Annotated in this window: 11 protein-coding genes; 10 read left to right on the top strand and 1 reads right to left on the bottom strand. The window is 74.5% G+C overall.

What is annotated here, in order from left to right; all coding sequences use genetic code 11:
• The first annotated feature begins 39 nt into the window (after positions 1-39).
• Positions 40-984 (top strand): LLM class flavin-dependent oxidoreductase, encoded by a 945-nt coding sequence (locus BKA21_RS06910; protein WP_140457566.1) that lies wholly within the window; start codon positions 40-42, stop codon positions 982-984.
• A gap of 60 nt (positions 985-1,044) precedes the next feature.
• On the opposite strand, the gene galE is transcribed toward BKA21_RS06910, so the two are convergent.
• On the bottom strand, positions 1,045-2,019 hold the full coding sequence (galE, locus tag BKA21_RS06905) for a UDP-glucose 4-epimerase GalE (protein WP_140457565.1): 975 nt from the start codon (positions 2,017-2,019) through the stop codon (positions 1,045-1,047).
• A gap of 153 nt (positions 2,020-2,172) precedes the next feature.
• Between galE and BKA21_RS06900 the strand changes: the two genes are divergently transcribed.
• From BKA21_RS06900 to BKA21_RS06860, 9 genes are all read left to right on the top strand, one after another.
• Positions 2,173-3,399, top strand: a complete 1,227-nt coding sequence (locus BKA21_RS06900) for a polyprenyl synthetase family protein (protein WP_140457564.1) — start codon at positions 2,173-2,175, stop codon at positions 3,397-3,399.
• Positions 3,400-3,510: 111 nt separating this feature from the next.
• Positions 3,511-4,443 (top strand): phytoene/squalene synthase family protein, encoded by a 933-nt coding sequence (locus BKA21_RS06895; RefSeq protein WP_140457563.1) that lies wholly within the window; start codon positions 3,511-3,513, stop codon positions 4,441-4,443.
• Positions 4,440-6,107, top strand: coding sequence for a phytoene desaturase family protein (gene crtI, locus BKA21_RS06890; protein ID WP_140457562.1), 1,668 nt, complete (start codon positions 4,440-4,442; stop codon positions 6,105-6,107). Before BKA21_RS06895 ends, crtI begins: the two co-directional genes overlap by 4 nt.
• Complete coding sequence (locus tag BKA21_RS06885; protein WP_140457561.1) at positions 6,104-6,469, top strand: lycopene cyclase domain-containing protein; 366 nt, start codon at positions 6,104-6,106, stop codon at positions 6,467-6,469. The genes crtI and BKA21_RS06885 overlap by 4 nt, the downstream gene beginning before the upstream one ends.
• Positions 6,466-6,876: a lycopene cyclase domain-containing protein gene (locus BKA21_RS06880; protein WP_140457560.1), complete on the top strand. Its 411-nt coding sequence runs from the start codon at positions 6,466-6,468 to the stop codon at positions 6,874-6,876. Before BKA21_RS06885 ends, BKA21_RS06880 begins: the two co-directional genes overlap by 4 nt.
• Positions 6,869-7,738 carry a prenyltransferase gene (locus BKA21_RS06875; RefSeq protein WP_140457559.1) on the top strand — a complete coding sequence of 290 codons (870 nt, stop codon included), beginning with the start codon at positions 6,869-6,871 and terminating at the stop codon, positions 7,736-7,738. Before BKA21_RS06880 ends, BKA21_RS06875 begins: the two co-directional genes overlap by 8 nt.
• Before the next feature lie 121 nt (positions 7,739-7,859).
• Complete coding sequence (locus tag BKA21_RS20140) at positions 7,860-8,597, top strand: LytR/AlgR family response regulator transcription factor (protein ID WP_140457558.1); 738 nt, start codon at positions 7,860-7,862, stop codon at positions 8,595-8,597.
• Positions 8,594-9,955: a sensor histidine kinase gene (locus BKA21_RS19930; protein ID WP_140457557.1), complete on the top strand. Its 1,362-nt coding sequence runs from the start codon at positions 8,594-8,596 to the stop codon at positions 9,953-9,955. The genes BKA21_RS20140 and BKA21_RS19930 overlap by 4 nt, the downstream gene beginning before the upstream one ends.
• Before the next feature lie 166 nt (positions 9,956-10,121).
• The gene (locus tag BKA21_RS06860; RefSeq protein ID WP_239072715.1) at positions 10,122-13,085 is read left to right on the top strand and encodes a glycoside hydrolase family 3 C-terminal domain-containing protein; all 2,964 of its coding nucleotides are present in this window, start codon (positions 10,122-10,124) and stop codon (positions 13,083-13,085) included.
• Positions 13,086-13,159 lie beyond the last annotated feature (74 nt).

Below are 13,159 nucleotides of genomic sequence, written 5' to 3'. Positions count from 1 at the left end.
GGGCCCCCGGGGCGCGGCCCGTGCCGCTAGCCTGCGGGGATGGTGCGCATCGGGATCGTGCTGCTGCCGCAGGAGCGCTGGGCCGACCAGCGCCACCGGTGGCAGCAGGCGGAGGAGTGGGGCGTCGACCACGCCTGGACCTACGACCACCTCGCGTGGCGGTCGCTGGCCGACGAGCCCTGGTTCGCCACGGTGCCGCTGCTCGCCGCGGCGGCCGCCGTCACCGAGCGGATCGGTCTGGGCACCTGGGTCGCGTCGCCGAACTACCGGCACCCGGTGCCGTTCGCCAAGGACGTCATGGGGCTCGACGACGTGTCCGGCGGCCGGTTCCTCCTCGGCGTCGGCGCCGGTGGCGAGGGCTGGGACGCCGGCGTCCTCGGGGCGCCCCCGACCCGGGGCGAGCGGACGCGGCGGTTCGCGGAGTTCCTCGAGGTGCTCGACCGGCTGCTGACCCAGCCGGTGACCGAGCACGTGGGGGAGTTCTACGAGGCGCACGGCGCCCGCATGCTCCCGGGCACGATCGCCCGGCCGCGCACGCCGTTCGTGGTCGCCGCCAACGGGCCCCGTGCGCTCGCGCTCGCCGCGCGGCACGGGCAGGGCTGGGCGACGTACGGACCGTCGCTGCCCGACGCGCTCGACGGCGCGGACGGGCCGGGCGCGGGCCGGGTGCTCGACGCCGCGCAGGAGCAGTGGTGGGCGGGGCTCGCCGACCTCGTGGCGGCGTTCGAGGCCGCGCAGTCGACCCGGCCCGCGGGCGCGCCGCCGGTCCGGCGGTACCTCAGCGTCGACGGCGCCCCGCGCTTCTCGCTCGTGTCGGCCGACCACGCGGTCGAGGTCGTCGAGCGTGCCGCGGCGCTCGGCTTCGACGACGTCGTGCTGCACTGGCCGCGCGAGCACGGCGTGTACGCGGGCTCCGAGCGCGAGCTGGAGCGCTTCGTCGCGCACCTGCCGCGCCTGCAGGCCCTGGAGCCGGCCGGTCGCTGACGCGACCGCGCCCCGCCGCCCCGGGTCCGGGGCGGCGGGGCGCGACGGGTCGCCGCCGGCTCAGGCGGGCGTGCCGTGCGCGCGGCGGTGGGCGTCCCACGCGCTCGCGACCATCTGCTCCGCCGTGTGCCGCATCCGCCAGTCGAGGTCGCGCGCGGCCGCCTCGCCGGAGGCCACGATCCGGGCGGGGTCGCCGGGGCGCCGGTCGGCGATCTCGGGCTCGAAGTCGATGCCGGTGACCTGGGCGACGGTCGTCATGATCTGCCGGACGGACAGCCCGTCCCCGGAGCCGAGGTTGTAGACCGGGTCCAGCGCGGCGCCGGACGCCAGGGCCTGGGCCGCGGCCACGTGCGACGTGGCCAGGTCGGCGACGTGCACGTAGTCGCGGACGCACGTGCCGTCGGGCGTCGCGTAGTCCGTGCCGTTGATGCGCGGCGTGCGGCCCGAGGTCAGGGCGTCGAGCACCAGGGGGAAGAGGTTGTGCGGGCTGGAGTCGTAGAGGTCGGGCGCGCCCGAGCCGACGACGTTGAAGTACCGCAGCGACGTGTGCCGCAGCCCGCTCGCGCGGCCCTGGTCCCGCAGCAGCCACTCGCCGATGAGCTTGGACTCGCCGTACGGCGACTCGGGCGAGGTCGCGGTCTGCTCCGTCACGGTGTCGACGTCCGGGGTGCCGTAGACCGCGGCCGACGAGGAGAAGACGATCTGCTCGACACCCTCGGCGGCCATGGCCTCGAGCAGGTGCGCGGTGCCCGTCACGTTCTGCTCGTAGGTGTGCAGGGGCCGCTGCACGGAGACCCCCGCGTACTTGAACCCGGCCAGGTGCACGACGCCCGTCACCCGGTGCTTGGCGAGCGCCGCGCGGACCGCGGCGGTGTCGACCACGGACGCGCGCACGAGCGGCACGCCCTCGGGCACGAACTGCGCGTGCCCGCTCGACAGGTCGTCCAGCACGACGGTGGGCAGGCCCACCTCGCCGAACGCGCGCACCACGTGCGCCCCGATGTATCCCGCTCCGCCTGTCACCAACCATGTCATGGGGCCAGCGTAGCGTGGATCGCACGCGTTCGCACATGAATGCACAAACTCGAACATCGCCGCGCCGTTCCCCCGGTGGCGCGGCCACCGACGCTCAGTATGCTGAGCATTCCTCGGCGGGCCGCCGAGACCTCGGCGACGGCGGGAGACGGCATGGCACAGGGCGCGGGCGAGAGCCCCCACGGTCGTGACCTGCGCACCTCCGCCGGCACGCACCCCGGCGAGAGCGGCGGGCACGTCCTCGACCTGCCCCCAGACCGCACCGCCCCCGGCACTCCCGCGGCGCAGCAGGGCGGCACGCCCGACGACCTGCGTGACGTCGCGGCCCTCGCCCACCGCGTCGAGGCCACCATGGGACACGTCGAGCGCGTGCTGCACGCGGCCGTCGCCGAGCGCGTCGCCCGCGCCGGCGTCGTCTCGCCCGTCCACGGCGACCTCTGGGCCGACACGGCCGCGATCGTCGGCGGCAAGCTCATGCGGCCCCGGCTCACCGTCACCGCGTACCTCGGGCTCGGCGGAGCCGACGTCGACGCCGTCGCGCCCGTCGCCGCGGCGCAGGAGGTCCTGCACACCGCGATGCTCGTGCACGACGACCTGCTCGACCACGACGAGGTCCGCCGTGGCCGGCCCAACGTGGCCGGCGCCACCCGCGCCCGCCGCGCCGCCGGCGGCGTGCACGGTCGCGCGCTCGACGACCAGGCCGCCGCGGCCGCGGTCCTGGCCGGGGACGCCGCGATCGCCGAGTCGTTCCGCCTGATCACCGCGTCCACCGCCCCCGCCGCGACCCGCGTCGAGCTCGTCTCCATGCTCGCCGCGGGCATCGAGACGACCGTCGCGGGCGAGCTCCTCGACGTCACCGCCGAGCTCCTGCCGCCCGCCGACGTCGACCCCCTCCTCGTCGCCGAGCTCAAGACCGCGGCCTACTCCTTCCGCATCCCGCTCGAGTGCGGTGCCGTGCTCGCCGGCGCGCGCCCCGAGCTGCGCACCGCCCTCGCCCTCATCGGCACGGCCCTCGGGCTCTCGTACCAGCTCACCGACGACGACCTCGGCGTGTTCGGCGACCCGCAGGCGACCGGCAAGTCCGTGCTGTCCGACCTGCGCGCGGGCAAGCGCACCGAGCTCCTGCGCCTCGGGCTCGCCCGCGCCGACGCCGCCGGGCGGGCCGTGCTCGACCGGCACGTCGGCCGGCCCGACCTCGACGAGGACGGTGCGCGCGAGGTCCGCGCCGTGCTGCGCGACAGCGGTGCCCTCGACGAGGTGCGCGCACTGACCCGCCGGACCGCGCACGTCGCGCGTACGCTCGCCACCACGACCCTCCCCGGACCCCTCGCGGGGTACCTGGCCGGCGTCGTCGACGACCTGGTGGGCCGTGGGCACTGACGGCACGCGCAGGGCCGGGACCACCGACGTGGACCGGGACGGGGCGAGGACCGGTGGGCACCACCGGGTCGGGCACGACGTGGGACGAGGGCGAAGCGCACGGTGACGGCGATGCAGGACGAGACCAGACGCGCGGCGCGCCTGTACGACGCGACCGCGGTACGGGCCAGCGGGGTGGTGCTGCGCGCCTACTCCACCTCCTTCGGGCTCGGCACCCGGCTGCTCGGCGGGCCCGCGCGGCACGACATCGAGTCGGTGTACGCCCTCGTGCGGCTCGCCGACGAGGTCGTCGACACCTACCGCGGGCCCGACGCCGGCGAGCAGCTCGACGAGCTCGAGGCGCAGGTCGCCCGCGCGCTCGTCACCGGCTACTCCACGAACGTCGTCGTGCACGCCTTCGCGCGCGCCGCCCGGCGCACCGGCATCGGACCGGCCGAGATCGACCCGTTCTTCGCCTCCATGCGCGCCGACCTGACCGTCCAGGAGCACGACCGGGCCTCCTACGAGCGGTACGTGTACGGGTCCGCCGAGGTCGTCGGCGTCATGTGCCTGCGGGTGTTCCTCAACGCCGGCCGGCGGCCCGGCGACGCGGTCGTCGAGCCCCCCGCGTCGACCGTCGCCGGGGCACGCGCCCTCGGTGCGGCCTTCCAGAAGATCAACTTCCTGCGCGACCTCGGCGCCGACGGCGGCGAGCTCGGACGCAGCTACTTCCCCGGCGTCGAGGCCGGCACGCTCGACGACGCCGACGTGCGCACCGTGCTCGCCGAGGTCGAGCAGGACCTCGCGCTCGCCCGCGCCGCGCTGCCCGACCTTCCGCCGCGGGCGCGCTGCGCCGTCGAGGCCACGCTCGCGCTGTACGCGCGGCTGCTGGCCGACCTCGCCCGCACCCCCGCCGAGCGGCTCGCCACCCAGCGCGTGCGCGTGCCCGGCCCGGTCAAGGCCGCCGTCGTCGGCGGCGTCGTCGTCAGAACGCTCGGGCGCCAGGCGGTCGCCGCAGCCCGACCCGTCGTGGGACGCGTCACGTCCCGGAGGAGGCAGGCATGAGCGCGCCCCTGCGCGTGGTGGTCGTCGGCGGCGGCATCGGCGGGATCACCACCGCCGCCCTGCTGGCCCGCGGCGGAGCCCAGGTCACGCTGCTCGAGCGCCACGACGCGCTCGGCGGACGCGCCGGGCTGTGGGAGCACGAGGGGTTCCGGTTCGACACCGGCCCGTCGTGGTACTTCATGCCCGAGGTCTTCGAGCACGCGTTCGCGCTGCTCGGGCGGCGCATCGCCGACCACGTCGACCTCGTGCGGCTCGACCCCGCCTACCGGCTCTTCCCCGAGCCGGGGGCCGTGCCGCACCTCGACCCCTTCGACGTCGTCGCCGACCCCGCGGCCAACGCCGCCACGTTCGACGCGATCGAGCCCGGCGCCGGCGACGCGATCACCCGGTACGTCGAGGAGGCCGGCGACGCGTACCGCATGGCCCTCGACCACTTCCTCTACACGACGTTTGACCGGCCCGACCGGGCGATCTCCGCCGAGGTCGTCCGCCGCGCCGGCACCCTCACCCAGCTGCTCACCACGACCCTCGCGCAGCGCATCGAGCAGACCGTCACCCACCCCGTGCTGCGCCAGGCCCTCGGCTACCACGCGGTGTTCCTCGGCTCGTCGCCCTACCGGGTGCCCGCGCTCTACACGCTCATGAGCCACCTCGACCTCGGCGAGGGCGTCTACTACCCGCGCGGCGGCATGTACACCGTCATCGAGGCCCTCGCGAAGGTCGCCGCCGAGGAGGGCGTCGACGTGCGCACCGGCGCCGACGTCGCCGCGATCGAGGTCGACGACGCCGCACCCGGCCTGCGCCACCCGCGCCGCACCGGCCGGGCCCGCGGCGTGCGCCTCGCCGACGGCACCTTCCTGCCCGCCGACGTCGTCGTCTCCGGCGCCGACCGCCACCACACCGAGACGGCCCTGCTCGCCCCCGCGCACGCCGACCTGCCCGCCGAGCGGTGGGACGACAAGGGCCCCGGCATCTCCGCGCTCCTCGTCATGGCCGGCGTCCGCGGCGCGCTGCCCGAGCTGGCCCACCACTCGCTGTTCTTCACGCGCGACTGGCCCGGCAACTTCGAGGCGATCCTCGGCGCCGGGCGCGCCGACCGCGCCAGCGCGCTGAGCGTGCCCGAGGCCGCCTCCCTGTACGTCTCGCGCACCACCGCGACCGACGCCGACGCCGCGCCCCCCGGCCACGAGAACCTCTTCGTGCTCGTGCCGTTCCCCGCCGACCCCGCGATCGGCACGCGCCCCGGCGAGCTCGACGCGCACGCCGACCGCTACCTCGACCAGATCGGCTCGTGGGCCGGCGTGCCGGACCTGCGCTCGCGCGTCGTGGTGCGCAAGGTCGTCGGCCCCGCCGACCTGGCCCGCGACATGTCCGCCTGGCGCGGCACCGCGCTGGGCATGGAGCACACGCTGCGGCAGAGCGCCCTGTGGCGCCCGGGCGTCGCGTCGCGGCACGTGCCGAACCTGCTGCACGTCGGCGGCGGCACCGTGCCCGGCGTCGGGCTGCCGATGTGCCTCATCGGTGCCGAGCTCGTCGTCAAGAAGCTCCTGGGGGAGACGTCCGCCCGCCCGCTGCCGTCGCCCCTGCGGCCCGGTTTCCTCGCCGCCGCGCGCCCGCGCGGGACGTGGTCGCTGGCCGCCGCCGAGCAGGCCCGGACCGCGTGAGCGGCTTCGCCTACCTGGGTGCGCTGCTCGTCTCGCTCGGCGGGCTCGCCCTGTTCGACCACCGGTTCCGGCTGGCGTTCTGGGACGACGCGCGCCGGGCCGCGTGGACGCTCGGGGTGGGCGTCGTCGGGTTCCTGCTGTGGGACGTCGCCGGCCTGGCGCTGGGCATCTTCGCCCACGGCGGCTCCGCGCACATGACGGGGCTGCTGCTGGCGCCCGACCTGCCGGTCGAGGAGCTCGTGTTCCTCACCCTGCTCTGCTACGTCGCGCTCCTGGTGTGGGTCGGGTTCGAGCGCTCGGCCCGGCTCCGGGCCGCCGGTGCGCGCGCCCTGCGCGGCGGTGCGGGGGACGGCGCGCCGTGACGAACGCGGTCCTCAACTCCGGTGTGCTCGCCGCTCTCCTGGTCGTCGCGTGGCCCACGCTGCGACGCATGCGCGGGTGGCCGGTGCTGTGGACCGTGCTCCACCTGTGCGTGCTCACCGCCGTGTTCGACACGATCATGATCGCCGCCGACCTCTACGTCTTCGACCCCGACAAGATCCTCGGCGTGCACGTGCTCGGCGCACCCGTCGAGGACTTCGCGTACGCGGTCGCGGCCGGGGTGGCGGTGCCCGTGCTGTGGACGGTGCTCGGCCGCTCGGCCCGCACGTCCTCGCGGGCGCGCGCCGCCGCGGCGCCGGGCGGGCCGACGACCGGCACGCCGCCCCACCAGCAGCACGACGAGCGCGGCGGGGACGACCGCCGCGGGACGGAGAACCCCGGTGCGTGAGGTCCTGGCCGCGTCGCGGCCGTTCTCGTGGGTCAACACGGCCTACCCGTTCGCGGCGGGCTGGCTGCTCGCGACCGGCGGGCGGGTCGACGCGACCTTCGTGATCGGCACGCTGTTCTTCCTCGTCCCGTACAACCTGCTGATGTACGGGGTGAACGACGTCTTCGACTACGCCTCCGACCTGCGCAACCCCCGCAAGGGCGGGATCGAGGGCGGGCTCGTCGACCCCTCGCGCGCCCGGGCGGTGCACCGGCGCATCCTGTGGTCCTGCGTCGTGTCGACCGTGCCGTTCGTCGTGTGGCTGCTGGCCGTCGGGTCCCTGCCCGCCGGGCTCGTGCTGGCGTTCGTGGTCTTCATGGTCGTGGCGTACTCGGCCCCGGTGCTGCGCTTCAAGGAGCGGCCGGTGCTGGACTCGTTCACGTCCGCGACGCACTTCGTCGGCCCGCTGCTGTACGCGCTCGTGCTCGCGGACGCCGACCTCGGGGCCGTCACGACCTGGCCGGTGCTCGCCGCGTTCACGCTGTGGGGCATGGCCTCGCACGCGTTCGGCGCCGTGCAGGACGTGCGGGCGGACCGGGAGGGCGGCATCGCGTCCGTCGCGACCGTCCTCGGGGCGCGCCCGACCGTGCTGGCGGCCACCGCCGGGTACGTCGTCGCGGCCGGGCTGCTCCTGGCGCTGCCGTGGCCCGGCCTGCTCGCGGCGGTGCTGCCGCTGCCGTACGCGTGGAGCACCTGGCGCTTCCGCGCGGTCACGGACGCCACCTGCGAGTCCGCCAACGCCGGCTGGCGCACCTTCCTGTGGCTCAACCTCGTCACGGGGTTCCTGGTGACGATGCTCCTCCTCGCCGTCGCCCTGACCTGACCCCGCGCGGCCGGGATGGCCGGGTGGGGCCGTTATCCTCGACGGGCAAGCGGGCGGTGGGGGCGCGCCTGGCGGTCAGGACGAGATCGGCGGCCCCCGGGGTCGTCGGCGGGGGACCGGTGTGATCCGAGTCGGCATCGCGGAGGACGACGCGGGCAGCGTGGAGCTGCTGCGCGGTCACCTCGACAGGTACGCGGACGAGCACGGCGAGTCGTTCCACGTCACGACGTGGTCCGACGGCGCCGCGCTCGTCGACGCCTACCGCGGCGACGTCGACGTGCTCCTCCTCGACGTCGAGATGCCCGGGCTCGACGGGTTCGCCGCCGCCGGGCGCATCCGCGCGGTCGACCGCGACGTCGTCATCGTCTTCATCACCAACATGGCCCAGCACGCGATCCGCGGGTACGAGGTCGAGGCCCTGAGCTACCTGCTCAAGCCCGTGCCGTACTTCGCGTTCTCCCAGCAGCTGCGCCGGTCGGTCGGGCGCGTGCGGGCCCGCGCCGCCGTCGAGCAGCTGACCCTGACCACGCAGGGCGAGGTCGTGCGGGTCGACGTGGCGCAGGTCGTGTACGTCGAGAGCATCAAGCACCGGCTGGTCGTCCACACCCTCGACGGGAGGTACCCGCTGGTCGGGGCGCTGAAGACCATGGAGGCCGAGCTCGCCGGCAAGGGCTTCTTCCGGTCCAACTCCTGCTACCTGGTCAACATGCGGCACGTGCAGGCGGTGCGGCAGAGCACCTGCGTGCTCACCGGCGGGCACGAGCTGGTGGTGAGCCGTCCCCGCAAGAAGGCGTTCCTGGCCGCGCTCACCGACCACCTGGGCGGCCGCGTCGGCGGCGAGCGGCCGGCGCCCGCGTGACCGGCGCGGAGACGCTGCCCGACATCCCCCGGGTGCTCACGGCGGTCGCGGAGTGGTCGGCGTGCCTGGTGTACCTCGCGGCGGTCGGGCGCCGGGCGCCGTGGGTGCGGCTCGTGCCGGCGTGCCTCACCGGGCTCGCGGCGCTGGTCGCGGTGCAGGTCGTCGCCGGGCGGCTGCCCCTGCCGCTGTGGGCGGTCGGCATGGCGTCCGCCGTGGCGGTGATGCTCGCGCTCACCTGGCGGGCCGGGCGGCTGCCGCTGCGCGCCGCGGCCTACCTGACGGCCCGGGCGCTCGTGCTCGCCGAGCTCGTGGCCTCGCTGCACTGGCAGCTGCACTGCTTCTTCTTCCCCGGCAGCGTGCTGCCCACCACGCCCGGGCAGGTGGGGCTGGTGGTGCTGCTCTACGGCGCCGGGTTCACGCTCGCGTGGGCGCTGGAGCGGCGCACCTTCCCGTGGGACACGCTCGCGGACGTCGGTGCGCGGGAGATCGCGCAGGCCGCCGCGATCGCGCTGGCCACGTTCTTCATGAGCAACCTGTCGTTCCTCGGCACGTCGACGCCGTTCACGGGCCGGCTCGGGCCCGAGGTGTTCTACATCCGCACCCTCGTGGACCTGTGCGGGCTCGTGGCGCTGCACGCCCAGCAGGGGCAGCGCCTGGAGGCGCACGCACGGGCCGAGGTGCAGGCCGTCGACGGCGTGCTGCGCGCGCAGCACGAGCAGTACCTGCAGTCCAAGCGGTCCATCGAGGCGGTGCAGCGCACGTACCACGACCTCAAGCACCAGATCGCGGTCGTGCGGGCCGAGGACGACCCGGCCCGCCGGCACGCGCACCTCGACGAGATCGAGCACGCGATCCGCGAGCACGGCACGTACGTGCGCACGGGCAACCAGGTGCTCGACGTGGTGCTGACGACGAAGAAGGCGATGTCGGTCGAGCGGGGCGTCGAGCTGACGTGCGTGGCCGACGGCTCGCTGCTGGACTTCGTCTCCGTCGTGGACATCTGCTCGGTGCTGGGCAACGCGCTCGACAACGCCGTCGAGGCCGCCGGGGCGGTGCCGGCCGAGGACGAGCGGCTCGTGCGGCTGGCGCTCTTCGCGCAGGGCGACCTCGTCATGGTCGTCGTCGAGAACCGGTACCACGGGCACCGGCTCGTCGAGCACGGCCGGTTCGCCACGACCAAGGCCGACCGCACGCGCCACGGCTGGGGCCTGAAGAGCATCGGGCACACGGCGCGCAAGTACGGCGGGTCCATGACGACGCACGCCGCCGACGGCTGGTTCACCCTGCGGATCCTGCTCCCGCGCCCGGCGCCCGCCGGTGCCGGCCGACCGGGCGCGTCGGCGACCGCCACCCGGTGAGCCGGGCCGTCGCGACGACAGGTTGTGCGTCCACGACGACAGGTTGTGCATCCGCACGGGGCCGGCGCGCCGGCCGCCGGTTGACTCGGCGGACGTGCCGGACCCGGTCGCAGGCGACCGTCGGGGGCGGGTGCCACGGCGCGCACCTCATCGTCGAAGGAGAACCGTGAGCAGCAAGGCGGCAAAGACGCCGATGTCGAACAGGCGGTACCTGGGGATCTGGGTACCCGTGCTCGCCCTCGCCCTCGTGCTGGTCGTCGCGGCGAACGTCGCGCTCGGCGTCTACAGCAACTGGGTGGCGTCACAGCTCGGCACCGGGACGTACGACCTCGTCAACGACGAGTCCACCGCGGGGTGGGACACGCAGTTCAGCACGGCGGACTTCGCGACGGCCGACGACGCGGAGGCCGCGGCCGCCGAGCTCGTCGAGCAGATCGCGGCCGAGGGCATCGTCCTGCTGAAGAACGCCGACGAGGCGCTGCCGCTCGGCGACGCGCCCCGCGTGACGCTCCTGGGACGCGGCGCGGCCGACCCCGTGTACGGCGGCGCGGGCTCCGGATCGGTCGACACGTCCACCGCGGTCGACATCCGCGGCGGCCTGGAGAACGCGGGCGTCGAGGTCAACGCGACCGTGTACGACGAGCTCGCCGCGTTCGCCCAGGACGCGCCCCGGGCGAACATCGTCATGGACAAGCCTGCGGAGTCGAGCTACGAGGTCGGCGAGATGCCCGTCGACCGGTACTCCGACGAGGCGCTCGCGTCGTTCGGCGACTACGCCGACGCCGCGGTGGTCGTCGTCGGCCGCGGCGGCGGCGAGGGCGGCGACCTGGCGCGCGACATGGAGGGCTCCGACGAGAACTACGAGCCCGGGCAGCACCAGCTCGAGCTGAACGTCGACGAGCGCGAGCTGCTCGCGCTCGCGACCGAGCAGTTCGACACCGTCGTCGTGGTCGTCAACGCCTCCACCAGCATGGAGCTGGGCCTGGTGCAGGACGACCCGGGCGTCGACGCGGTGCTGCAGGTCGGCTCGCCCGGCCAGAGCGGCTTCAACGCCCTCGGCGCCGTGCTCACCGGCGAGGTCAACCCCTCGGGCCGCACGGTCGACGTGTTCGCCCGGGACTTCACCGCGGACCCGACGTTCGTGAACTTCGGGTCGTACCAGTACTCGAACATCGCCGACCTCGGCACCGACGCGTCCCTGGGCGTCGACGGCGGCGCCTACTTCGTCCAGTACGAGGAGGGCGTCTACGTCGGGTACCGCTACTACGAGACCGCCGCGGTCGAGGGCTACCTCGACTACGACGAGGCCGTCGTCTACCCGTTCGGGTTCGGCCTGAGCTACACCACGTTCGACTGGGAGGTCACGGGCACCGAGCTCGGCGACGTCGACGGGCAGGTCGCCGTCGACGTCGAGGTCACCAACACCGGTGACGTCGCAGGCAAGGACGTCGTCGAGCTCTACCACTCGGCGCCGTACACGCCGGGCGGCCTCGAGAAGTCCTCGGTCGTGCTGGGCGACTTCGCCAAGACCGACCTGATCGAGCCGGGGGAGTCGCAGACCGTCACCCTGGAGCTCGCGGTCGAGGAGATGGCGTCCTACGACCACGAGGACGCCGCGGCGTACGTGCTCGAGGAGGGCGACTACGCCCTGACCGTGCAGTCCGACTCGCACACCGTGAAGCCCGGCACCGAGGAGATCACGTACACGGTCGACGAGACCGTGACGTACGCCGGCGAGGACCACCGCGCGTCCGACGCCACCGAGGTCACCAACCGGTTCGACGACGTGTCGGCGGCGTTCGTGGACGACCCGCAGGACGGCCAGGCGCGCACCATGTCCCGGGCGGACTTCGCGGGGACCTTCCCGACCGCGCCCACGGAGGCCGACCTCGTCGCCTCCGAGGAGACCGTCGCGGCGTTCGGCGAGTACGACGCCGCCGCCGTCAACGCCGCCGCGGACGTCGAGATGCCGACGACCGGCGCGGACAACGGGCTGGGCCTGGTCGACATGCGCGGCCTCGACCACGACGACCCGCAGTGGGACGCGCTGCTCGACCAGCTCACGGTCGACGAGATGACGAACGTCATCCTCAACGGCGCGTACACCACCGGCGCGATCAACTCGATCGCCAAGCAGGCCACCGGCGACTACGACGGCCCGGCCGGGTTCAGCTCGTTCATCAACGACGCCATCTCCGGCGTGGCCTACCCGTCGCAGTACCTCGTCGGGCAGACGTGGAGCACCGACCTGGCGTACGCGATGGGCGTGTCCATCGGCAACGAGGCGCTGACCCTCGACGCCAACGGCTGGTACGCGCCCGCCGTGAACCTGCACCGCTCCCCGTTCGCGGGCCGCAACTTCGAGTACTACTCGGAGGACGGGCTCCTGTCCGGCGACCTCGCCGCGCAGGTCGTCTCGGGGGCCGCGAGCAAGGGCGTGTACGCCTACGTCAAGCACTTCGCGCTCAACGACCAGGAGACCAACCGGGTCAACCACGGCGTGGCCACCTGGGCGGACGAGCAGACGATCCGCGAGATCTACCTCAAGCCGTTCGAGATCGCGCTGAAGGACGCCTCGGCCGAGATGACGTACGTCGCGGACGACGAGGGCACCCTCGCCACCCGCGAGACCGGCGCCACGGCGGTGATGAGCTCGTTCAACCGGATCGGCTCGACGTGGGCCGGTGGGTCGACGGCGCTGATGTCCGACGTCCTGCGCGACGAGTGGGGCTTCCGCGGCGTCGTCATCACCGACTTCAACCTGTACGCGTACATGTCGCCCGACCAGGGGATCGCGGCCGGCTCGGACCTCATGCTGACGTTCCAGCCGACCAAGCAGCTCGCCGACACGACGAGCGCCGCGGCGGTGACGAACATCCGCGAGGCGACCCACGACATCCTGTTCGCGGTGGCGGGCTCGAACGCGATGAACGGTGTCGCGTCGGGCGCCGAGATCCACTACACGCCGCCCGTGTGGCGGTACGTGCAGGTCGCGGCCACGGTGCTGCTGGGGCTGCTGCTGGTGTTCGGCGCCTTCCGGGTCGTGCGCCGCGTGCGCCGTCACGGTGGGGCCGGAGCGCCGGACGTGCCGGACGCGCCGGACGCCCTGGAGCAGCCGGCGCAGGCCTGACGCTCCCTCCACGGCGCCGGCCGGACCCCGTCCGGCCGGCGCCGTGGTCCCGTACCCGACCCGACCCGAAGGCT

This window comes from Cellulomonas oligotrophica, assembly GCF_013409875.1.
GTDB classification, from domain to species: domain Bacteria; phylum Actinomycetota; class Actinomycetes; order Actinomycetales; family Cellulomonadaceae; genus Cellulomonas; species Cellulomonas oligotrophica.
This window is presented reverse-complemented; position numbering and strand designations above follow the sequence as displayed.